This window comes from Streptomyces sp. NPDC028907, assembly GCF_055564995.1.
The window spans coordinates 559580-580397 of the sequence record NZ_JBVHVE010000002.1 but is presented as its reverse complement, the minus strand read 5'-3'; the positions used below and the strand labels follow the sequence as shown (position 1 = coordinate 580397).

The window sequence follows — 20818 nt, the reverse complement described above, 5'->3', positions numbered from 1 at the left end:
CGCTGTCACATCTCCGTCGCCCCGTCCGTCAAGCCACTGACGACGGATCGCGGATGGCGACGAGAGGGTGCGAGAGATGACCGCCGATGACAGTGGCTTCCGGGACGCGGACGCGGACGCGGAGGCGGAGGCTGATTTCCTTGCCCAGCGGTTCGAGGAGCACCGGGCTCGGCTGCGTGCCGTGGCCCATCGCATGCTCGGGTCTTCCGGTGAGGCGGAGGACGCGGTGCAGGAGGCCTGGTTCCGGGTGAGCCGGGCCGACACCACCCGGGTCGACAATCTCGGCGGCTGGCTGACGACCGTGGTCGGGCGGGTCTGCCTGGACATGCTCCGTGCGCGCAAGTCCCGCGCGGAGCAGCCCCTGGACACCACCGCCACCGCCACCGCCAACTCCGCCACCGTCCCTGCCCCAGTCCCCGCGATCCCCTCCGACCCCGAGCAGGACGCCCTCCTCGCCGACTCCGTGGGCGTCGCCCTGCTCGTCGTACTGGACACGCTGACCCCCGCCGAGCGGCTGGCCTTCGTGCTGCACGATCTCTTCGGAGTGCCGTACGAGGAGGTCGGCGCCGTCGTGGACCGCACCCCGGCCGCCGCGCGGCAGCTGGCGAGCCGTGCCCGGCGCCGGGTGCAGGGCGCCGACGCGCCGGAGGGCGGCCCGGCGAGGCAGCGCAGGCAGCGGCAGGTCGTCGACGCGTTCCTCGCCGCCGCCCGGGACGGCGACTTCGACGGCCTCCTCGACGTCCTGGACCCGGACGTCATCGCCCGCAGCGAGGCCGGGGTGGCCACGGGCGCGGCGGCCGTGGCCCGGGGTGCTTCGGCCTTCGGACCGCTCGCCGGAGTCGCACGCCCCGCGCTCGTCGACGGGGCCACGGGGGTCCTGGTACTGGTCGGGGGCCGGCCCGAACGGGCCCTGAAGTTTGCGTTCGTACGGGATCGGATCACCGTGATCGACATCGTGACGGACCCCGCACGACTGTCCCGGCTCGACGTCAGGCCGGTGTAGGCCGGTCCAGTTCCAATACCCCCACCGTCTCGCCCTCGCTCGTCTCCCCGTCGGGGCGGAAACCGAGACGGTGGTAGAAGGCCTCGGGGCCGTTCGGGCCGGGATGCCAGGTGACGTGGAGTTCGTGGCCGCCGCGGCGGCGGATCTCGGTGGCCACGGACTCGACCGCGAAACGGCCGTAGCCGCGGCCCTGTTCCCCGGCGGCGATGTTCAGGCGCCACAGGCCCGAGCGGAACAGGGTGCCGTCGCCGCGCCAGTCGATGTCGAAGAAGGCCATCAGGAACCCGACCGGGCGGTCGCCGTCGACGATCAGACGCGGCCAGGCGACACCGTCGGGATGGACGTATGCCTCCGCGAGGGACTGCATCACGGAGGAGACCGCGAATTCCTGCTCGGGGCGGACGCGTATGCCGGTTGCCGCTTCGAAGTTTCCGGGTGTGATCTTTTCGAGGCGCGGGGCGGGAGGCGTCCGAGGCGTCGGAGTGGATGTCATCCGGCGAACCTATGACGGGTGATCATCCGCGGCCACGGATTTTCGTCCCGGCCTTCCGGCGCGCCTCATCCGCGATCTTCAGCCCAACTGCCGGTACCGTCCCCGGAAATACGTCAACGGCCCCCCGTCCGAGCTCGGCAGTGAGGCCGACAGGACGCGGCCGATCACCAGGGTGTGGTCCCCGGCGGTGACGCGTTGTTCGGTGCGGCACTCCAGGGTGGCCAGGGCGCCGCCGACCAGCGGAGCACCGGTCTCCAGGCCGCGGACGTACGGGATGTCGGCGAACAGCAGCCGGTCGCTGACGCGGCCCTTCATGGCGAAGCGGCCGGCGATGTGGCGCTGGCTCTCGGTGAGGACCGACACCGCCCACAAGGGCTGCTCGGCGAGCAGGTCGTCCATCCGGGACCCCTCACGCAGGCTGACCAGCACCAATGGCGGGTCCAGGGACACCGACATGAACGCGGTGGCGGTCATGCCGACGTCCTCGCCGGCCGGCGCGTGCGGGTCGTCCGGGTCCAGCGGTGGCTCCAGCGCGGTCACCAGGACCACACCCGCGGCCAACCGCGACATGGCGGCACGGAACTCGTCGTTGCTCACTCCCTCAGCATGCCCAAAGGCGCCGCGGGCGGCGGGGAGGACGGCGGTCACGGGCGGCGCGGGCGACGCGGGCGGGGAAGTGTTCGGCACGCGGAAAACGCTAATGTCGGTCCCCCGTACCCGACATCGGGCCTTCGCCCGAGAAGGGTCCTAGGACTACGGACGGACAGCGGCCGAGCGCCGTTCAGAACCGTTTGCGCCATCTCCACACGCGCACAGAGTTCGCGTTCAGTAAACGCACAGGAAAAACGCAGAAACACCGCTCAATTGTTCACGTTTACCTGTGACTTGAGTCACAAGGGCCATTAATTGTTGACCCTGTGTACCGAGTGAGCAGCGCGCTGTGATTCAGTGGCGGTGAACCGAGCAAGGAAGATACGCCGAAGAGCACCCTTGATTCGCTGCGAGGTCTCGGGGGGAGGGCGAGCATGGAGACCGAGTCGGAGCCGTATGTCCGCCTTGCGACCCTGCGGCAACTGCACCAGGTCATGGCTGACATGAACACGGCCCGCAGCCTGGCGGACACGCTGCAGACGGTCGCCGACGGCGTCGTCACCGGCCTCGGCTATGAGCTCGCCTGCGTCAACCTCGTACGCCCCGACGGCGATCTCGTCGTCGCCGCCTTCGCCGGCAACCCCGCGGCCGAGGCCCTCATCACCGGCCGCGTCGGCTCGCGCGACTCGTGGGAGCGCCGGCTGGGCATGGGCCGGCGCTGGGGCGACCTGGTCTTCATCCCGCACACCGAGGGCTGGGTCCTCGACGACGACGACGTCCCGCAGTGGTACACCGACGGCCCCGCCCCCCGCTTCGAGGACGAGTGGCACCCGAGCGACCGGCTCTTCGCGCCGATGTACACGCCGGGCGTGCAGGGCGGCGCGTGCGGCGAGCTGATCGGGGTCCTCTCCGTGGACCGGCCGCGCAACGGGCGACTGCCGGGCGCATGGGGGCGCGAGGCGCTCCAGATGTACGCGTTCCAGGCCGCCATCGCGATCAGCAACGCACGTCTACGCGCGAATATGCAGCGGGCACTGGTCAGGCTCGAACGCGAGCAGCAGGCCCTGCGCGCCAGTGAGGAAAGCTTCAGGCAGGCCTTCGAGTACGCCCCGTCCGGCATGGCCATCGCCGAGATGGGCGGCGACCAGCACGGCCGGATCCTGCGCACCAACGACGCCCTGTGCCGCCTCCTCGGCCGCCCCGCCTCCGCGATGCGCCGCTACGCCTTCTCCGACCTCGTCCACCCCGAGGACATCGGCACCCTGCTGCGGACGTCCGCCGAGGGCGGGCGCGCGGAGCTCCGGCTCGGCCGCCGGGACGGTACGTACGTCTGGGTCAGCCTGCGCAACAGCGTGGTCGCCGACGCCGCCGACGGCCCCCGCTTCCTGCTCACCCACGTCGAGGACATCGAGGAGCGCAAGCGCCGCGAGCTCCAGCTCGCCCACCGCGCCTCGCACGACTCGCTCACCGGCCTGCCGAACTCCGCCGAGCTGCGCGCCCGCCTCTCCTCCCGGCTCTGCCAGCGCTCCTCGATCCCCCAGTCGCTCGACTCCGTCCGCGGCGCGACCCAGCTCGGCGCCCTGGAGCCGGTCGACGCGGCGTACGGCCACCCCGCCTACGACGCCAACGGCCACGGCTTCGACTTCCGGCCCGGCGCGGCGGCGTTCGACGCCTTCGACCACCACGTCCACACCGTGGCCCCGGTCGAGGGCGAGCGGGACGACGGCGCCAAGGGGCTCGCGGTGCTCTTCTGCGACCTCGACGGCTTCAAGTCGATCAACGACCGGTTCGGGCACAACGCGGGTGACGCGGTTCTCATCGAGGTCGCGCGCCGTCTCTCCCGCGGCGTCCGCGACGGCGACACCGTCGCCCGGCTCGGCGGCGACGAGTTCGTGATCCTCGCCGACGGGCTCGGCCGGGCCGACGCCCAGGACCTCGCCGTACGTCTGCGCAACGAGATCATCCAGCCCATCCGGGCCGAAGGGCGGGCCGTACGGGTCGGCGCCAGCTTCGGTATCGGGTGGGCACACTGCGGGATGACCGCGGACGAAGTGTTGAAGTCCGCTGACGAGCGGATGTACGTAGAGAAACGATCTCGTCCCAAACAGCACAGACGCGCTGGGTAACCCCCAGGTCAGCGAGCCGATGCGATCCGAGTCACCCGTTTGGGCCATCAGGAGCGGGTAGGCTCGCCATTCTGACCCCACGTATCGCATCCGCCCGCACCTGGTGAGGAGTACCCAAGGGATGACGTCCGGTAACAACGGCGCGCCTACGCCCGAGGACGACGACCCGTTCGGCTACCTCTACGCCGACGGGCAGGCCAACGGCGCCCAGCCGCCCTCCGGGGGCGGTGGCTACGGCTACCCGGGCTCGGTCAATCGGGTGCGCGCGGTCGGCCAGCGCCAGTACGGCCAGCAGCAGCCGACATCGGCCTACGGCCAGATACCACAGCAGCAGGGCGGCGCGTACGGCCAGCCGAACGCGCACTACGCGGCGCCGGAGACGCATCCCGGCGGGGCGCAGACGGTCCAGCAGCAGCCGGCTTACAGCGGCGGCAGCGGCTCCGGGAGCGGGCGCGGCGGGGGCCCCAACACCAAGGGCCTGCTGATCGGCGCGGTCGCCGTGGTCGCGGCGGTCGTGATCGGGATCAGCGTCGCGATGCTGGGCGGCGACGAGGACCCGGGTGACAAGGGGAACGAGGCCGGCTCGACCCCGACACAGTCCCAGCAGAGCAGCGCGCCCAGCCCGTCGAACAGCAACAGCCAGGCGGCCGAGGACGACCTGCCGACGATCGACGCCAAGGCCCTGGCTCTCGCGGGCAGCGCCACCACCGCGTCCGACATCAAGGGCGCCCAGGCGGACGGCGGCGTCTATGTCACCGGCTTCAACCAGGTCGGCTCGTCGGTCACCTGGTCCGTGAACGGGATCCCGAAGTCCGGCAAGTACACCGTCTTCGTCGGCTACAGCGTCCCCGGCAAGGACCAGAACGCCACCCTCACGGTCAACGGCACGGCCTCCGACTCCCCGATCGACCTGAAGAACTGGACGGGCGCCGCCGAGGGTGACTACGAGAAGAGCTGGACGAAGACCTACAACTACGTCCAGCTCAACAAGGGCACGAACACGATCAAGGTGTCATGCGAGCAGGGCAACCAGTGCGACGCGCTCATTGACCAGATGTGGCTGGTCAGGGGCTGGGTCAAATCCAATGGCTGAGCGCGTCGGGGGTGCCGGATGGCCGGGAGGAGGCAACGCCGTTGCTCATCCCCTTGGGGCGAGCAACGGCCTTCACGCGCCTATCGTCACTTAAAGCGCCCGAACGTTACACACTTCGCAGCCACGTAACCCAAGCGGCCGTTCTTGGTGAGGACGGCAACCCACGTCTTGCCGCTTGGGCCGCCGCTCCAGCAGGTGTAAGAGCCGCCGGTCTTGGTCGCGCACGTGTTGCTCACGCACTGTCTTCCCTGGAGATCAGGAATCGTGTCGAGCTTGGCGGAGCCAGTGTTCGTGGCGGCTCTGACGGTAGCTGTGTGCCCGCGGTAGGGAAAGGCACCGGGCCATGAGTCTTCGGCGCTGGCGGGGGTGGACGTGACAATCAGTGATGCGCTGGCTATAGCTGCTACAGCTGTAAGTGGGCGAGCGAAACGCAGCATCGTTTCTCCGTATCTCCTGTGGGAGAAGCGATCTTAAAACGATTGTGATCAGTGCATGACAGTAATGCGCCGCTCGGGCGCGTCATGCCGTGGTGACCATCCTGGACACCGCCACCCGCCCCAGCACCTCCTCGTAGGTCCCCCGGTCGAACTCCCCTGCCGCCGGTGCCACGACGCTCGCCGTCGACAGCGCCGTCGCGCGGGTCAGGCGGTCCGGCCAGGGGAGCTTCTCCACCAGGCCCGACAGCAGGCCCGCGACCGCGGCGTCGCCCGCCCCCGTCGGGTTGCCGCGCAGGGACGCGGGCGGCGTGGCGCGCCAGCGGCCCTCGGGGGTCACGGCCAGCAGACCCGATGTGCCCAGGGAGGCGACCACGGCGCGGGCGCCCCTCCTTCTGGCGTCCTGAGTGGCGCGCAACGGCTCATGGGACCCGGTGAGTTCGGCGAGTTCGTCGGCGTTGGGCTTGATGAGATCCGGGCGGGCGGCGACGCCCCGGCGCAGGGCCTCTCCGCTGGTGTCCAGCAGGACCGGTACCTCGGCGGCCTTCGCGGCCCGCACGAGACCGGCGTACGCGCCCACCGGCACCCCCGGTGGCAGGCTGCCGCACAGGGCCACCGCCGCGGCCGACGTGAGCAGGTCCTCGTAGGCCTCCTGGAAGGCGGACCACTCGGCGGCGGTGACCGTCGGGCCGGGCTCGTTGAGCTGGGTCGTGTCGCCGGAGTGGTCGTCGACCACGGCGATCGTGCGCCGGGTCGCGCCCGCCACCGGGACCAGGGCGTCCACCACACCTGGCGTCGCCGTGAGCCGCTCCTGTACGACACGGCCGGTCGCGCCGCCCGCGAAGCCGGTGACCGTCACCTGGTGTCCGAGGGCCGCCAGCACCCGGGCCACGTTCAGACCCTTGCCGCCGGGGCGTTCGGTCACCTCGGAGACCCGGTGGGAGGAGTGGGGCCGCAGCGCCCGTACGCGATAGGTGATGTCGAGAGCGGTGTTCAGCGTGACCGTGAGGATCACCTGGGCCGACCTCCCCCGAAGAAGTTCAGAATGTGTGCGCCGTCCGTTTGCCCGGAAGCTCCGTCAGCTCCGTCCGGAGGCTCACGATCATGCCAAAAGGACGGCGGCCGTCCCAGTCTCGCAGGACAACCGCCGCCCTCAACAGCAGGACAGATCACCCCAGTTGCGGATCGACCACCCATTCGCCGCGGCGCATCACGCCCTTGAGGTCGAAGTCGGCGTCCAGCACCAGCAGGTCGGCGTCCTTGCCGGGTTCCAGGGAGCCGATGCGGTCGTAGCGGCCGAGGAGCTTGGCCGGGTTGACGGACAGGGCCGCCACCGCGTCCTCGACGGGCAGCCGGTCGATGGTCACCGCCCGTTTGAAGGCGCGGTCGAGGGTGAGCGTGGACCCGGCGATCGAGCCGCCCTCCACTAGGCGGGCCACGCCGTCGGCGACCTCCACCTCCAGCGGGCCGAGCATGTAGCGGCCGTCGCCGAAGCCGGCCGCGTCCATGGCGTCCGTGATGAACGCGACCCGTCCCGCACCCGCGTGACGGAAGGCCAGCTCCAGTGCCGCCGGGTGCAGATGCGTGCCGTCGTTGATCAGCTCCACGGTCACCCGCTCGTCCTCCAGCAGGGCCGCGATCGGGCCCGGCTCGCGGTGGCCCAGCGGCGGCATCGCGTTGAACAGGTGCGTGGCGACGGTCGCGCCCGCCTCGATCGCCTCCACCGTCTGCTCGTACGTCGCGTCCGTGTGGCCGATCGCGGCGATGACGCCGTGTTCGGCGAGGAGGCGTACGGAGTCGAGGCCGCCCGGCAGTTCGGTGGCGAGGGTGACCATCGTCGCGTGCCCGCGCGCCGCGTCGATCAGCTTGCGGACCTCCGCCGGGTCGGGGTCGCGCAGCAGTGCCTCGGAGTGCGCGCCCTTGCGGCACGGGGAGATGAACGGCCCCTCGAAGTGGATGCCGGCGATGTCGCCCTGTTCGGCGAGTTCGCTGAGCAGGCCCGCGCGGCGGGCGAGGAAGTCCATCTCGCCGGTGACGGTGGAGGCGACGAGGGTGGTGGTGCCGTGGAGGCGGTGGGTGTGGATGCCCTTGAGCACGTCGTCGGGGGTGCCCGAGGTGAAGGAGGCTCCTCCGCCGCCGTGGTTGTGGATGTCGACGAAGCCCGGGATCACGTAGTGGCCGTTGAGGTCGATCACCTGGGCGTTGGGCGGAGCTGTGGCGGTGACTCGGGTGCCCTCGACGATCACCTGGGCGTCTTTGACGCTTCCGGTGGGCATCACCGCGGTGGCGCCGGACAGGATCAGGGGCGCCTTGCCGGACGCGGGCCGCGGGTTGTGTGGGGCTGGTCGCGCCCACGCGGCGGTAGCCGCAGATTCAGCGCTGTCCCGCGCCCCTGGGTGGGTTGCCATCAGGCCGATTCCTCCGTGCGGTCGGTGGATGTGAGGAGATCCCAGGCCAGGAGCCCGGCGCCGAGGCAGCCGGCCGTGTCGCCCAGGGCCGCGGGGACGATGGACGGCAGCTTCTGGAAGGTCACCCGTTGCCGGACGGCGTCCCGCAGGGGTGTGAACAAGGTTTCCCCCGCCTCCGCCAGGCCGCCACCGATGATCAGGGTGCGCGGGTCCAGCAGGGTGAGGGCGGTGACCAGGCCGTCGGCGAGGGCGTCCACGGCCTGCTGCCAGACGCGTACGGCGTTCGGGTCACCGGACGCGACGGCCTTCGCGCAGTCGGCCGCGTCCGCTTCCGGGTCCCCGCAGGCGGCGGCCCACGCCTCGCTCACCGCCGCCGCGGACGCGAACCGTTCCAGGCAGCCGCGCTGCCCGCACGGGCAGGGGGTGCCGCCGGGGCGTACGACGATGTGGCCGATCTCGCCCGCGAAGCCGTGCGCGCCCGACTCCACCCGGCCGTCGATGCCGATGGCGCCGGCGATCCCGGTGCCGAGCGGCACGAAGAGGAAGCGGTCGGCGCCCTGGCCCGCGCCGATCCGGCCCTCCGCGAGACCGCCGGTGCGCACGTCGTGGCCGAGGGCGACGGGGACGCCGCCGAGCCGGTCGGCCAGCAGCCGGCGCAGGGGTACGTCCCGCCAGCCGAGGTTGGCCGCGTAGGCGGCGATGCCTTCCGTCTCGTCGACGATGCCGGGGACGGCGACGCCGACGGCGGCCGCGGGCTCGCCGAAGCGCTGTTCGCCGTACGCGCGCAACTCGGCGGCGAAGTCGAGGATGCCCTCGACGACCGCGTCCGGCCCGCGCTCGCGCCCGGTCGGGCGGCGGACCTGATGGAGGAGCTCGCCGCTCGCCCCTGCCAGGGCGGCCTTCATCCCGGTGCCGCCCACATCGAGGGCGATGACATGTCTCACGGGGGACAGTGTGGCTTGCGTACCCGCGAGAGGTCTAGTCCACTTGCGTGGTGTAGACCTTATGGGGGCAATATGTATGACGTTTCGAAAGTTTCGAATGATGGGTGTGGGGCGGTTCTGCGTGCAGCGGCGTAGGCGTACGGAGCGTACGGGTCACAGGGGGCGTACAGGGCGTACGGGAACGGTCGCGGCGGTGTCCGTGCTGGGCCTGGTGGCGACTCTGGGCGGCTGTGGGCTGACCGGTGGTTCGGGCGAGGTGACGCTGAAACTGGTCGCCGCCGACTACGGCGACAGCCCGGCGAACAGCTCCCAGAAGTACTGGGACAAGCTCGTCGAGGCATACGAGGAGGAGCACGCCGGCGTGCACGTCGACGTCACCGTGTACTCCTGGAACGACGTCGACGCCAAGGTCAAGGAGATGGTCGACGCCGGGAACCCGCCGGACATGGCGCAGATCGGCGCGTACGCCGACTACGCCGCCAAGGACCTCCTCTACGAGGCCGACGACCTCCTCTCCATCCCCGTCCAGGCCGACCTCGTCGCGCAGCTCGCGGACGCGGGGCAGGTGAACGGGGTGCAGTACGGCATCCCCTTCGCCTCCTCCACGCGTCTGCTCTTCTACAACAAGACCCTCTTCCAGAAGGCCGGCCTCACCCCGCCGACCACCTGGCAGGAGCTGGCCGCCGACGCCGAGGCGCTCAAGGCGGAGGGCGTGAAGTACCCGTACGCGCTGCCGCTCGGGGCCGAGGAGGCGCAGGCGGAGACCATGCAGTGGCTGCTCAGCGGTGGGGGCGGGTACACCGATGCCGAGCTCGGCTCGTACAGCATCGACTCCACGGAGAACGTCGCCACCTTCAACTGGCTGAAGAACAACCTCGTCGGCAAGGGACTCACCGGACCGGTCGCGCCCGGTCGGCTCAACCGGGCCGACGCGTTCTCCGCCTTCGCGGCGGGCGATGTCGGCATGCTCAACGGTCACCCTTCGCTGATGCAGATGGCCGCGAAGAAGGGCGTGAAGTTCGGCATGGTGCCGATGCCCGGGCGGGAGGGACCGACCAAGGTCTCCATGGGTGTGGCCGACTGGATGACGGCCTTCAAGCAGAACGGTCACGCCGAGCAGGTCGGCGACTTCCTCGACTTCGTCTACGACAAGGAGAACGTCCTCGACTTCTCCCGGGAGTACGACCTGCTGCCCGTCACGAACTCCGCGTCCACCGTGATGAGCGGGGCTCCTCAGGACGCCGATCTCAAGCCGTTCCTGGAGCAGCTGTCGCTTTCCGAGCTGTATCCGGTGGGGCGGACCTCCTGGGCTGCCGTCAGTGCGGGGGTCAAGAAGCGGATCGGTGGGGCGGTGGCCTCCGGGGGTAGCCCGTCGGCGATTCTTGGGCAGCTCCAGGCGACTGCGTCGCGGGCGGAGAGCGCGGAGTAGGTGTCGGTGGCGGGGGCTAGGGTGCGGGGCATGAGTGAGGATCCGCGTGAGCCCGACGGCCTCGGCGAGCGTGAGCGGACCGTTCTCGCGCTGGAGCGCCGGGGGTTCTCGGGGCCCGGCGCGAAGGAGCGGGCGATCCGTGAGGAGCTGGGGTTGGCGCCGGTGCGCTACTACCAGCTGCTGAACGCTCTGCTGGACGACCCGCGGGCGTTGGCCCACGACCCGGTGACGGTGAACCGCCTGCGGAGACTGAGAGAACAGCACCGCGCCGAACGCTGAACTTTCCTCGCCCCCGCCGCCCCTACCCGTCCCATCCTTCTGGGGCTCCGCCCCAGGCTGGATCTTTCAGCCCGTCCGGCGTTGAGGACGAGGCCCGAAGGGCCGACAGCGGGGGTCTGGGGGCGCAGCCCCCAGGGATGGGACGGGAAGGGGCGGCGGGGGCGGATAAAGTCTGGGCATGGGTAGTCATACGGAAGCTCTCCCGACCCCCACCACCCAGCCCGGCCGTGCCGGACTCGACGCGCTTCTCAGGCGCCCCGCCCGCGCACTGATCGCCCTCGACTTCGACGGCACCCTCGCCCCGATCGTCCCCGACCCGGAGCAGGCAAGGCCCCACCCCGACGCGATCCCCGCCCTCGCGGCCCTCGCTCCCAAGGTCGCGGCCGTGGCAGTGATCACCGGCCGCCCGGCCGAAACCGCGGTGCGCTACGGCGGCTTCGCCGACACCCCCGGCCTGGAGCACCTGGTCGTACTCGGCCACTACGGCGCCGAACGCTGGGACGCCGCGACCGGCAAGGTCACCGCGCCCGAACCCCACCCCGGCATCGCGGCCGTCCGCGCGGAGCTGCCGGGCCTCCTCGACGGCCTCGGCACCACCGGCACCTGGACCGAGGACAAGGGACACGCCCTCGCCGTACACACCCGCCGCGCACCCGACCCCCAGGGCGCCTTCGACACCCTCCGCGCCCCCCTGACCGACCTCGCCACCCGCAACGGCCTCATCGTCGAACCGGGACGCATGGTCCTCGAACTCCGCCCACCCGGCATGGACAAGGGTGTGGCGCTCCTGGACTACGTCCGCGACCTCGGCGCCGAGTCCGTCCTCTACGCCGGGGACGACCTCGGCGACCTCCCGGCCTACGCCGCCGTTGACGAACTCCGTTCCGACGGCACTCCCGGCCTCCTGGTGTGCAGCGGCAGCGACGAGGTCACGGAGTTGTCGGAGAAGGCGGATGTCGTGGTCGACGGCCCTGAGGGGGTCGTACGGCTGTTGGCGGCCATCGCCGATCAGGCGGGCTGACCCCGGCGGGCTGACCCCGGCGGGCTGACCCCGGCGGGACGATCCCGGCGGGACGATCCCGCATTCGGGCTCTGCCGGCCCCGCCGCCGGCGGCTCAGCCGCGTCGTCCCGCACCGTGCAGCAGCGTGTCGACGATGCGCGTGGCCAGCGCGTCCGGATTCTGTGCGTCCGGGTCTTCGTCAGCACCGGGCCCGTGCAGGGCCTCGCCGATGAGGGCGTAGTAGACCCGCCGTGTCCACTCCAGATCTGCCGTGGGGTCGAGGAGCCCCTCACGCTGCGCCCGGGCGAGAAAGGCGAGGGACCGGGCGTTGATCTCGGCCCAGACCTCCTTGGCGACGTCGTTCTGCGCCAAGGGGTTGCCGAGCGTGAACCGCCAGGCGCCTTTGACCCGCAGCGTGTTCGCGGTAGCGCGGTGCAGCGCGACCAGCGGGGGTGCGGTGTCCAGGTGGGCGTCGTCGATGGCGTCGGTGAGCTGCTGCTTCGCGGAAGCGGCCAGCGCCTCGACGAGGGCCTGCCGGTTCGCGAACCGCCGGTGCACCGTCGTCCTGGCCAGGCCCGCGGCCTCGGCGATCTGCTCCATCGGCGCGCCGGGATCCTCGGCGAGGACCTTCTCGGCCGCCTCCAGAATCGCGCGCACGCTGCGTTCGGCATCAGCCCGCAGGGCTCGCCCCATCGTGTCTCCCTTCCCGTGATCGGCTCCTGTCCCCAAAGAAGATACTCCTCAGCTGCACCTTCTCAAGAAACTGCAACACTTGAGTTGCAGATACTTGAAGAACGGTTACTCTTGAGGTGCGGTTATTGGCCGAGGGTCGAGAGCCGAGGGCTGGGAGCCGACGGCAGGCGCAAGGCGACCAGGTTCCGCGGAAGCCGCAGATTGCTCTGAACATGATCAACATCTCGGGAGTTCATGATGGCCACGAAACGACCTGTAGCACTGGTGACAGGCGCGTCCTCCGGCATCGGGGAGGCCACGGCCCTCGCCCTCGTCGAAGCGGGTTTCGAAGTGATCGGAACCAGCCGGAACGCCGCGAGGGCCGCCTCCCGCGAGGGCGTGACCTTCCTCGACCTCGACGTGAGCAGTGACGCCTCGGTCGCCACGCTGGTCCAGCAGGTCATCGATCGGTTCGGCCGGATCGACGTCCTGGTCAACAACGCCGGCATCGGCTCGTCGGGCGCCACCGAGGAAAGCTCCCTGGCGCAGCACCAGCATGTCTTCGACATCAACGTCTTCGGCGTCATCCGCATGACGAAGGCCGTCCTGCCCCACATGCGCGCCCAGGGCCGGGGCCGCATCGTCAACCTGTCGTCGATCTACGGGTTGATCCCCCAGCCGTACATGGCCGCCTACATCGCGTCCAAGCACGCGGTCGAGGGGTACTCCGAGTCCGTGGACCACGAGGTCCGTGAGTTCGGCGTGCGGGTCATGCTCGTCGAGCCCGGCGGGACCAACACCGCCTTCGAGGGCAACCTGGTGGAGCCCGACACGCCGCTGCCGGTCTACGCGAAACAGCGGCGCATCGTCGACCAAGTGGTCGCCAAGGCGGTCACGGGTGGCGACGCCCCCACCGTCGTCGCCCGGGCCGTCATCACGGCGGCCACCGCACGCAAGCCGCGGCTGCGCTCCACCGCCGGCCCGTTCGCCCGGCGCATCAGCCTGCTGCGCCGCGTCGCCCCCGCCCGGGTTTTCGACCAGCAGATCCGCAAGTTCAACCAGCTGGCCGGCTGACGGATCCGCTACTCGGCGTAGCCGTCACGGATGGCGGCCAGAGCCTCCAACTGGTCCAGGAACCACTGAGCCGGCGGAAGCGCCGTCGCGGCCGCAGCCAGCCGCTTCGACCGCTCCGCCCGTTCCTCCGGCCCCATGGACAACGCCTCGTGCAGCGCCCGCGCCGTGTCGATCACGTCGTACGGGTTCACGGTGACGGAGTCGTCGCCCAGCTCCTCGAAGGCCCCGGCCTCCCGGGACAGCACCAGCGCGCACCCCGCGTCGGAGACGACCGGCACCTCCTTGGCGACGAGGTTCATGCCGTCCCGGATGGGGTTGACCAGGGCCACGTCGGCCAGCCGGTACGCGGCGAGCGACCGGGCGAAGTCGTCCTTGACGTGGAGCACGACCGGGGTCCAGGTCGAGGTCCCGTAGCCGGAGTTGATCTCGTCCGCCAGCCGCTGCACCTCCGCCGTGTAGTCGCGGTACACCGCGAGGTCCTGGCGTGACGGATACGCGAACGCCACGTGCACCACCCGCTCGCGCCACTCGGGGTGGTCGTCGAGCAGCTGCCGGTAGGCGAGCAGTCCGCGCGCGATGTTCTTGGACAGTTCGGTGCGGTCGACCCGCACGATCGTCCTGCGGGCGGAGCCGTCCGGTGCGGTGCCGATCTCGTCCCGCAGTGCCGTCATCCGCTCCTCGACGTCCGGCTGACGGGAGCGGTCGCGCAGGAACTCCGCGTCGGCGCCCAGGCCGTGTACGCCGATCCACGTGGTACGCAGCGGCGGACGCCCCGTGATGGTGTGCTCGATCGAGCGCGGGGCGCCGCTCGGCCACGACGGGGTGATCCGCTCGGGGTCGGTGCCCCCGGCGCAGCCCATGAACGCCTGCGCCCAGCGCCAGGTGAGGAACCCGAGCCGGTCGGCGCCGAGCATGCCCCACACCAGCTGCGAACGGATGTCGTCCGGCAGCATCCGGAAGTACTCCGCCGGTGCCCACGGCGTGTGCGAGAAGTGGCCGATCCGGACGTCCGGACGCAGCTCGCGCAGCATCCCCGGCACCAGGCACAGGTGGTAGTCCTGCACCAGCACCGCCGCCCCCGGCGCCGCCTGCCGCGCCAGTTCCTCCGCGAAGGCCCGGTTGTACGTCTCGTACGACGCCCACTGGCGCCGGAACTCCGCGTCGAAGACGGGCTCCAGCGGCGTCTGGTACAGCATGTGGTGGACGAACCAGAGGACCGAGTTCGCGATGCCGTTGTAGGCGTCCGCGTGCACGTCGGCCGGGATGGCCAGCATGTGCACGCCCTCCTCGCCGACCCCGCGCCGCACCGCCTCACGGTCGCCGTCGGACAGTGCCGAGCACACCCACAGGGCGCCCGCGTCCGGCCCGATCGCCGACAGCCCGGAGACGACTCCGCCGCCGCCCCGCTTGGAGCGCAGCGAGCCGTCGCCCAGCACCTCGTACGAGACCGGGCCGCGGTTCGACGCGACCAGCACCTTGGCAGCACCCTGCTCGGCAGCACCTTGCGTGGAAGCCATACGCGTCAACCTAGCCCGGCTCGGAAACGCTCAAACGTGCGGTTCAGCTCAGTGGCGCATCATCGCCCGACCCGTATACGGCCGGTGCCCCTCGTTCACGCGACCTTCCGCGTCGCGTACTCCGCGATCTCCACCATCGGCGGCCGTTCCTCCGTGTCCACGGAGTACGTACGCGGCTCGAAACCGTCCTCGCCCCGCTCGAACTGGGTGAGGGACGGGCGGACCAGATGGCCCCGGGCCAGCCTCAGCTGGGCCGTGCGGTAGATCGCGGCGGACATCCGGCCCAGGGCCTGGCCGTCCTGGTGGCGGTGCTTGCGGACGCCCACATCCACCTGGGCCAGCGCGTCGAGGCCCACCAGGTGCAGGGCGTCGACCAGCATGCCCAGCTCCACGCCGTATCCGACGGGGAACGGGAGCTGTTCCAGCAGGGAGCGGCGGGCAGCGTACTCGCCGCCGAGCGGCTGCACGAAGCCGGCCAGCTGGGGCCAGTGCATGTTCAGCAGCGGGCGGGCCATCAGTTCGGTGACCCGGCCGCCCTGGCCGGCCGCGCCGCCGAGGGGACGGTCGTACATACCCTTGACCAGATCGATCCCGGGGTCGGTGAGCAGCGGGCCGACGATGCCGGAGACGAAGTCGGAGGAGAAGTCCTTCAGGTCGGCGTCGATGAAGCAGACGATGTCCCCGGTCGTGACCAGCAGGGAGCGCCACAGCACCTCGCCCTTGCCGGGCACGGCCGGGATGCGCGGCAGGATCGCGTCCCGGTGCACCACGGTCGCGCCCGCCGCCGCGGCCACCTCGGAGGTGCGGTCGGTGGAGCCCGAGTCGACGACGACGATCTCGTCGACCAGCGGCACCTGCCGCATCAGGTCGTGACGGATGACCGCGACGATGTCGCCGACCGTCTCCTCCTCGTCGAGCGCGGGCAGGACGACGGAGACCGACCGGCCCGTACGCTGTTTGGCGGCCAGAATCCGGTGGAGCGGACGATCGCTCGCGGACCAGGAGCGGGTGCTCAGCCAGCGCTCGACTTCTTCCAGCACGTAAGCGGCTCCTTCGCGTGTGATCCATCTCGCGGTTCGGACGACTATCTCAACTGTCCTGGTTGTCGGTTACAGTCTTGAACAACGCGGGTGACCATCGCATGTCCTGGCCGGCCCGCCGACCACAACTTCATACCGCTCATCCAGAGGGGCAGAGGGATACGGCCCGATGAAGCCCCGGCAACCCTCCAGCCGGTCTCGTTCACGCGAGGCTCCCGGCTAGGGAAGGTGCCAAATCCGTCTCACGGCGAGATGCGTCGTGAGGAAGATGAGGAGAAAGGGCCTCGCCTCACATGGCTGCGCAGACTGTCGCAAGCACCACCGACTCCACCACCGCTTCCACGGTAGACCTCGGCCCCGCCGCAGCGCTCTCCTGTCGCGAGTGCGGTCACCGGGTACCCCTCGGACCGGTCTTCGCGTGCGAGGAGTGTTTCGGCCCGCTGGAGATCGCCTACGACTTCTCGGCCTACGACACCGAGGAGCTCCGCAAGCGGATCGAGGCGGGCCCCGCGAACATCTGGCGCTACGCGCCGCTCCTTCCCGTCCCGGCCGACGTGGCCACCAAGCCGAACATCAACCCCGGCTGGACCCAGCTCGTCAAGGCCGACAACCTCGCGCGTGAGCTGGGCGTGGACGCCGGCAAGCTGTTCATCAAGGACGACTCCGGCAACCCGACGCACTCCTTCAAGGACCGCGTCGTGGCCCAGGCCCTGGAGGCCGCCCGCGCCTTCGGCTTCACCACCCTCTCCTGCTCCTCCACCGGCAACCTGGCCGGCGCGGTGGGTGCCGCGGCCGCCCGCGCCGGCTTCCGCTCCTGCGTCTTCATCCCGCACGACCTGGAGCAGGGCAAGGTCGTCATGGCCGCCGTCTACGGCGGCGAGCTCGTCGGCATCGAGGGCAACTACGACGACGTGAACCGTTTCTGTTCCGAGCTGATCGGCGACCCGGCCGGCGAGGGCTGGGGCTTCGTCAACGTCAACCTGCGGCCGTACTACGCCGAGGGCTCCAAGACCCTGGCGTACGAGATCTGCGAGCAGCTCGGCTGGCAGCTGCCGGACCAGCTGGTCGTGCCGATCGCCTCCGGCTCGCAGCTCACGAAGATCGACAAGGGTCTGCAGGAGCTGATCAAGCTCGGGCTCGTCGAGGACAAGCCGTACAAGATCTTCGGTGCGCAGGCCGAGGGGTGCTCGCCGGTGTCGGCGGCCTTCAAGGCGGGGCACGACGTCGTACGGCCGCAGAAGCCCAACACCATCGCCAAGTCGCTGGCCATCGGCAACCCGGCGGACGGTCCGTACGTGCTGGACATCGCCCGTCGTACCGGGGGTGCGGTGGAGGATGTGACCGATGAGCAGGTCGTCGACGCGATCAAGGTGCTCGCGCGGACCGAGGGCATCTTCGCGGAGACCGCGGGTGGTGTGACGGTGGGCGTCACGAAGAAGCTGATCGAGGACGGGGTCCTCGACCCCACCAAGACGACCGTCGTCCTGAACACCGGCGATGGGCTCAAGACGCTGGATGCGGTGGCTGGTACTGGCCTGACTGCGACCATTCGTCCCAACCTTGAGTCGTTCCGTGAGGCGGGTCTCGTCTAGGGCCCGTCCCCACGATTTCGTCTGCGGGCCGGTGGGGGCTGGTCGCGCCCACGCGGCGGTAGCCGCAAATTCAACACAGCCCCGCGCCCCTTAAAGGCGACTACCTGACCGGAGGTCACAAAGTGAGCGTCACCGTCCGCATCCCCACCATCCTGCGTACCTACACCGGCGGGCAGGCCGAGGTCGCCGCCGAAGGCGCCACCCTCGCCGAGGTCATCAGCGACCTGGAGAAGAACCACACCGGGATCGCCGCCCGGGTGCTGGACGACCAGGGCAAGCTGCGTCGGTTCGTCAATGTGTACGTCAATGACGACGACGTGCGTTTCGAGCAGGGGCTGGAGACGGCCACCCCCGACGGTGCCGGTGTCTCCATCATTCCGGCCGTCGCCGGCGGCTGACCGGGCTGACCGAATGACCGATCATTACCTTCGGTAACACCGGTCACCGAGAGTTCATCGAATTGCCCCCTCCGTGAGAGAAGCGGAGGGGGCAATTCTGTGTGGTTGAGCGAGGTACAGTTGGGGAACGCGTCGCTGATCCAAGGGTCGGCACCCCTTTATTTCCACCGCGAGCCCGACAAGAAGTAGCCAAAGTGTGCGGGTTTTTTGCGGCTTTTGTTCCGTTTGTCGGGTCCGACTTGACCTGAAGTCAGCGGAATTGTCCCCACATTCCCGACCGGTCGTGCCCGGATTTCTCGTCCGATTGACCTGTTGCAGACGGCAGTTGGGCAGATACATTCAGCCGCGGTCGACGCGTTCCGGCGCACGCCCCCGACCGATGGGGGGTGAGGTCTGACCCGGATCCGCGAAGTGTGGATCTGTGCAAGGGCCAGTAATAGGGGAGTTAGGCATGGCTCAGGGCACCGTCAAGTGGTTCAACGCGGAGAAGGGGTACGGCTTCATCGCGGTCGACGGTGGTGCGGATGTTTTCGTCCACTACAGCGCGATCCAGATGGACGGGTACCGCACCCTGGAAGAGGGCCAGCGGGTCGATTTCGAGATCTCGCAGGGTCAGAAGGGGCCGCAGGCGGACATGGTCCGGCTGGCGGCCGGCTGAAGCACGCGTCGACTTAACAGCAGCGACGTTCTTCTTCGAAGGGCCCGCACCTCCCGGGGTGCGGGCCCTTCGCCGTGCCCGGCATCAGAGGGCTCGATCCCCGAGAGCCGCTTGCTCCCCGCCACCCGACCGCCACCCCTCATCGAGCGCTCGCTTCGCGAGCGCGCCTTGCACTCTCTGGGGTCGAGTGCTAATCATTGGCGTTAGCACTCTGAAGGTGAGAGTGACAAAGAAGGACCGGGTCGGTGAGGCCCGCAGGCCGGGTGGGGCAAGGAACCACGAGGCAGGCGAGCCGTCCGTCGCGGGCGCGGGCGCGGTCCGAAGGAATCACCCCCAGTCCTGGAGGGACCACTTCACATGGCCAAGATCATCGCGTTCGACGAGGAGGCGCGGCGCGGCCTCGAGCGCGGCATGAACCAGCTCGCGGACGCCGTGAAGGTGACGCTCGGCCCCAAGGGTCGCAACGTCGTCCTCGAGAAGAAGTGGGGCGCCCCCACGATCACCAACGATGGTGTGTCCATCGCCAAGGAGATCGAGCTCGAGGACCCGTACGAGAAGATCGGCGCCGAGCTGGTCAAGGAAGTCGCCAAGAAGACGGACGACGTCGCCGGTGACGGTACGACCACCGCGACCGTTCTCGCCCAGGCCCTGGTCAAGGAAGGCCTGCGCAACGTAGCCGCCGGCGCCAACCCGATGGCCCTCAAGCGCGGCATCGAGCGTGCCGTCGAGGCCGTCTCCGCCGCTCTGCTGGAGCAGGCGAAGGACGTCGAGACCAAGGAGCAGATCGCCTCCACGGCCTCCATCTCCGCCGCCGACACCCAGATCGGCGAGCTCATCGCCGAGGCGATGGACAAGGTCGGCAAGGAAGGCGTCATCACCGTCGAGGAGTCCCAGACCTTCGGTCTGGAGCTGGAACTCACCGAGGGTATGCGCTTCGACAAGGGCTACATCTCGGCGTACTTCGCCACCGACATGGAGCGTATGGAGGCCGTCCTCGACGACCCGTACATCCTGATCGCCAACTCCAAGATCTCCGCGGTCAAGGACCTGCTCCCGCTGCTGGAGAAGGTCATGCAGTCGGGCAAGCCGCTGCTGATCATCGCCGAGGACGTCGAGGGCGAGGCCCTGTCGACCCTGGTCGTCAACAAGATCCGCGGCACCTTCAAGTCCGTCGCCGTCAAGGCCCCGGGCTTCGGTGACCGCCGCAAGGCGATGCTGAACGACATCGCCATCCTCACCGGTGGCGAGGTCATCTCCGAGGAGGTCGGTCTCAAGCTCGAGAACACCTCCCTGGACCTCCTGGGCAAGGCCCGCAAGGTCGTCATCACCAAGGACGAGACCACCATCGTCGACGGTGCCGGCTCCTCGGACCAGGTCGCGGGCCGTGTGAACCAGATCCGCGCCGAGATCGAGAACAGCGACTCGGACTACGACCGCGAGAAGCTCCAGGAGCGCCTGGCGAAGCTCGCCGGTGGCGTCGCCGTCATCAAGGCCGGTGCCGCGACCGAGGTCGAGCTCAAGGAGCGCAAGCACCGCATCGAGGACGCCGTGCGCAACGCCAAGGCGGCCGTCGAGGAGGGCATCGTCGCCGGTGGTGGCGTGGCCCTGCTGCAGGCCTCCGGTGTCTTCGAGAAGCTGGAGCTGGAGGGTGACGAGGCGACCGGCGCGGCCGCCGTCAAGCTCGCCCTTGAGGCCCCGCTGAAGCAGATCGCCGTGAACGCCGGTCTTGAGGGCGGCGTCGTGGTGGAGAAGGTCCGCAACCTCACCCCGGGTCACGGCCTCAACGCCGCGACCGGTGAGTACGTCGACCTGGTCGCCGAGGGCATCATCGACCCGGCGAAGGTGACGCGGTCCGCGCTGCAGAACGCCGCGTCGATCGCCGCGCTGTTCCTGACCACCGAGGCCGTCATCGCCGACAAGCCGGAGAAGGCCGCCGCGCCTGCCGGTGGCGGTATGCCGGGCGGTGACATGGACTTCTGATCGACCTCGGGGCTTTGACCTCCGGTTGATCAACGTCCTTGCCGAGGGCGGCACTTCCTGTTGCGACAGGGGGTGCCGCCCTCGGT

19 protein-coding genes and 1 riboswitch are annotated in these 20818 nt (G+C 69.9%); of the genes, 11 read left to right on the top strand and 8 right to left on the bottom strand.

Going from position 1 to position 20818, the window contains the following annotated elements; translation table 11 throughout:
- Window positions 1–76: 76 nt before the first annotated feature.
- Window positions 77–1003 (top strand): sigma-70 family RNA polymerase sigma factor, encoded by a 927-nt coding sequence (locus ACZ4UU_RS07040; protein WP_468037219.1) that lies wholly within the window; start codon window positions 77–79, stop codon window positions 1001–1003.
- On the opposite strand, the gene ACZ4UU_RS07035 is transcribed toward ACZ4UU_RS07040, so the two are convergent.
- Both ACZ4UU_RS07035 and ACZ4UU_RS07030 read right to left on the bottom strand, forming a co-directional pair.
- Window positions 990–1496: a GNAT family N-acetyltransferase gene (locus ACZ4UU_RS07035; protein WP_468037217.1), complete on the bottom strand. Its 507-nt coding sequence runs from the start codon at window positions 1494–1496 to the stop codon at window positions 990–992. The genes ACZ4UU_RS07040 and ACZ4UU_RS07035 overlap by 14 nt on opposite strands.
- Before the next feature lie 78 nt (window positions 1497–1574).
- The gene (locus tag ACZ4UU_RS07030) at window positions 1575–2183 is read right to left on the bottom strand and encodes a flavin reductase family protein (RefSeq protein WP_468037215.1); all 609 of its coding nucleotides are present in this window, start codon (window positions 2181–2183) and stop codon (window positions 1575–1577) included.
- Window positions 2184–2521: 338 nt separating this feature from the next.
- Between ACZ4UU_RS07030 and cdgB the strand changes: the two genes are divergently transcribed.
- Both cdgB and ACZ4UU_RS07020 read left to right on the top strand, forming a co-directional pair.
- Window positions 2522–4213, top strand: coding sequence for a diguanylate cyclase CdgB (gene cdgB, locus ACZ4UU_RS07025; RefSeq protein WP_468037213.1), 1692 nt, complete (start codon window positions 2522–2524; stop codon window positions 4211–4213).
- A 121-nt stretch (window positions 4214–4334) separates the two neighbouring features.
- Entirely contained in the window at window positions 4335–5306 is a 972-nt protein-coding gene (locus ACZ4UU_RS07020; protein ID WP_468037211.1) for a CBM35 domain-containing protein, read from the top strand.
- A gap of 519 nt (window positions 5307–5825) precedes the next feature.
- Here ACZ4UU_RS07020 and ACZ4UU_RS07015 read toward each other — a convergent pair.
- From ACZ4UU_RS07015 to ACZ4UU_RS07005, 3 genes are all read right to left on the bottom strand, one after another.
- Window positions 5826–6755, bottom strand: a complete 930-nt coding sequence (locus ACZ4UU_RS07015; RefSeq protein ID WP_468037210.1) for a 1-phosphofructokinase family hexose kinase — start codon at window positions 6753–6755, stop codon at window positions 5826–5828.
- Between the two features lie 154 nt (window positions 6756–6909).
- On the bottom strand, window positions 6910–8148 hold the full coding sequence (nagA, locus tag ACZ4UU_RS07010; RefSeq protein ID WP_468037208.1) for an N-acetylglucosamine-6-phosphate deacetylase: 1239 nt from the start codon (window positions 8146–8148) through the stop codon (window positions 6910–6912).
- A complete protein-coding gene (locus ACZ4UU_RS07005; RefSeq protein ID WP_468037206.1) occupies window positions 8148–9092 on the bottom strand; it encodes an ROK family protein in 945 nt (314 codons plus the stop codon). The genes nagA and ACZ4UU_RS07005 overlap by 1 nt, the downstream gene beginning before the upstream one ends.
- A 193-nt stretch (window positions 9093–9285) precedes the next feature.
- On the opposite strand from ACZ4UU_RS07005, the gene ACZ4UU_RS07000 reads away from it, so the two are divergent.
- The 3 genes from ACZ4UU_RS07000 to otsB all read left to right on the top strand — a co-directional run bounded on the left by ACZ4UU_RS07000 (window position 9286) and on the right by otsB (window position 11821).
- Window positions 9286–10521: an extracellular solute-binding protein gene (locus ACZ4UU_RS07000; protein ID WP_468037204.1), complete on the top strand. Its 1236-nt coding sequence runs from the start codon at window positions 9286–9288 to the stop codon at window positions 10519–10521.
- Between the two features lie 30 nt (window positions 10522–10551).
- Window positions 10552–10800 (top strand): DUF3263 domain-containing protein, encoded by a 249-nt coding sequence (locus ACZ4UU_RS06995; protein ID WP_468037202.1) that lies wholly within the window; start codon window positions 10552–10554, stop codon window positions 10798–10800.
- A 178-nt stretch (window positions 10801–10978) separates the two neighbouring features.
- Window positions 10979–11821, top strand: coding sequence for a trehalose-phosphatase (gene otsB / locus ACZ4UU_RS06990; RefSeq protein ID WP_468037200.1), 843 nt, complete (start codon window positions 10979–10981; stop codon window positions 11819–11821).
- A 94-nt stretch (window positions 11822–11915) separates the two neighbouring features.
- On the opposite strand, the gene ACZ4UU_RS06985 is transcribed toward otsB, so the two are convergent.
- Window positions 11916–12494, bottom strand: a complete 579-nt coding sequence (locus ACZ4UU_RS06985; RefSeq protein WP_468037198.1) for a TetR/AcrR family transcriptional regulator — start codon at window positions 12492–12494, stop codon at window positions 11916–11918.
- 237 nt (window positions 12495–12731) lie between these two features.
- On the opposite strand from ACZ4UU_RS06985, the gene ACZ4UU_RS06980 reads away from it, so the two are divergent.
- Window positions 12732–13547, top strand: a complete 816-nt coding sequence (locus ACZ4UU_RS06980) for an oxidoreductase (protein WP_468037196.1) — start codon at window positions 12732–12734, stop codon at window positions 13545–13547.
- An 8-nt stretch (window positions 13548–13555) separates the two neighbouring features.
- Here ACZ4UU_RS06980 and ACZ4UU_RS06975 read toward each other — a convergent pair whose 3' ends face one another.
- Both ACZ4UU_RS06975 and ACZ4UU_RS06970 read right to left on the bottom strand, forming a co-directional pair.
- Window positions 13556–15064 (bottom strand): alpha,alpha-trehalose-phosphate synthase (UDP-forming), encoded by a 1509-nt coding sequence (locus tag ACZ4UU_RS06975; protein WP_468037194.1) that lies wholly within the window; start codon window positions 15062–15064, stop codon window positions 13556–13558.
- 95 nt (window positions 15065–15159) lie between these two features.
- The gene (locus ACZ4UU_RS06970) at window positions 15160–16104 is read right to left on the bottom strand and encodes a glucosyl-3-phosphoglycerate synthase (protein WP_468037193.1); all 945 of its coding nucleotides are present in this window, start codon (window positions 16102–16104) and stop codon (window positions 15160–15162) included.
- A gap of 136 nt (window positions 16105–16240) precedes the next feature.
- Window positions 16241–16379, top strand: a riboswitch (SAM riboswitch).
- 18 nt (window positions 16380–16397) lie between these two features.
- On the opposite strand from ACZ4UU_RS06970, the gene thrC reads away from it, so the two are divergent.
- The 4 genes from thrC to groL all read left to right on the top strand — a co-directional run bounded on the left by thrC (window position 16398) and on the right by groL (window position 20732).
- Window positions 16398–17696, top strand: a complete 1299-nt coding sequence (gene thrC, locus ACZ4UU_RS06965; protein WP_468037191.1) for a threonine synthase — start codon at window positions 16398–16400, stop codon at window positions 17694–17696.
- Window positions 17697–17818: 122 nt separating this feature from the next.
- A complete protein-coding gene (locus ACZ4UU_RS06960) occupies window positions 17819–18094 on the top strand; it encodes a MoaD/ThiS family protein (protein ID WP_055625113.1) in 276 nt (91 codons plus the stop codon).
- A gap of 451 nt (window positions 18095–18545) precedes the next feature.
- Complete coding sequence (locus ACZ4UU_RS06955; protein ID WP_016436693.1) at window positions 18546–18752, top strand: cold-shock protein; 207 nt, start codon at window positions 18546–18548, stop codon at window positions 18750–18752.
- Window positions 18753–19109: 357 nt separating this feature from the next.
- Complete coding sequence (gene groL, locus ACZ4UU_RS06950; protein ID WP_383447156.1) at window positions 19110–20732, top strand: chaperonin GroEL; 1623 nt, start codon at window positions 19110–19112, stop codon at window positions 20730–20732.
- Window positions 20733–20818 lie beyond the last annotated feature (86 nt).

Excerpts from the sequence above, each read along its gene's own strand:
- thrC (WP_468037191.1), top strand. The coding sequence starts at position 16,398 with ATGGCTGCGCAGACTGTCGCAAGCACCACCGACTCCACCACCGCTTCC.
- ACZ4UU_RS06985 (WP_468037198.1), bottom strand. The coding sequence starts at position 12,494 with ATGGGGCGAGCCCTGCGGGCTGATGCCGAACGCAGCGTGCGCGCGATT.
- ACZ4UU_RS07040 (WP_468037219.1), top strand. The coding sequence starts at position 77 with ATGACCGCCGATGACAGTGGCTTCCGGGACGCGGACGCGGACGCGGAG.
- ACZ4UU_RS06980 (WP_468037196.1), top strand. The coding sequence starts at position 12,732 with ATGGCCACGAAACGACCTGTAGCACTGGTGACAGGCGCGTCCTCCGGC.
- ACZ4UU_RS07035 (WP_468037217.1), bottom strand. The coding sequence starts at position 1,496 with ATGACATCCACTCCGACGCCTCGGACGCCTCCCGCCCCGCGCCTCGAA.
- nagA (WP_468037208.1), bottom strand. The coding sequence starts at position 8,148 with ATGGCAACCCACCCAGGGGCGCGGGACAGCGCTGAATCTGCGGCTACC.
- groL (WP_383447156.1), top strand. The coding sequence starts at position 19,110 with ATGGCCAAGATCATCGCGTTCGACGAGGAGGCGCGGCGCGGCCTCGAG.
- otsB (WP_468037200.1), top strand. The coding sequence starts at position 10,979 with ATGGGTAGTCATACGGAAGCTCTCCCGACCCCCACCACCCAGCCCGGC.
- ACZ4UU_RS06975 (WP_468037194.1), bottom strand. The coding sequence starts at position 15,064 with ATGGCTTCCACGCAAGGTGCTGCCGAGCAGGGTGCTGCCAAGGTGCTG.
- ACZ4UU_RS06955 (WP_016436693.1), top strand. The coding sequence starts at position 18,546 with ATGGCTCAGGGCACCGTCAAGTGGTTCAACGCGGAGAAGGGGTACGGC.
- ACZ4UU_RS07020 (WP_468037211.1), top strand. The coding sequence starts at position 4,335 with ATGACGTCCGGTAACAACGGCGCGCCTACGCCCGAGGACGACGACCCG.
- ACZ4UU_RS06995 (WP_468037202.1), top strand. The coding sequence starts at position 10,552 with ATGAGTGAGGATCCGCGTGAGCCCGACGGCCTCGGCGAGCGTGAGCGG.
- cdgB (WP_468037213.1), top strand. The coding sequence starts at position 2,522 with ATGGAGACCGAGTCGGAGCCGTATGTCCGCCTTGCGACCCTGCGGCAA.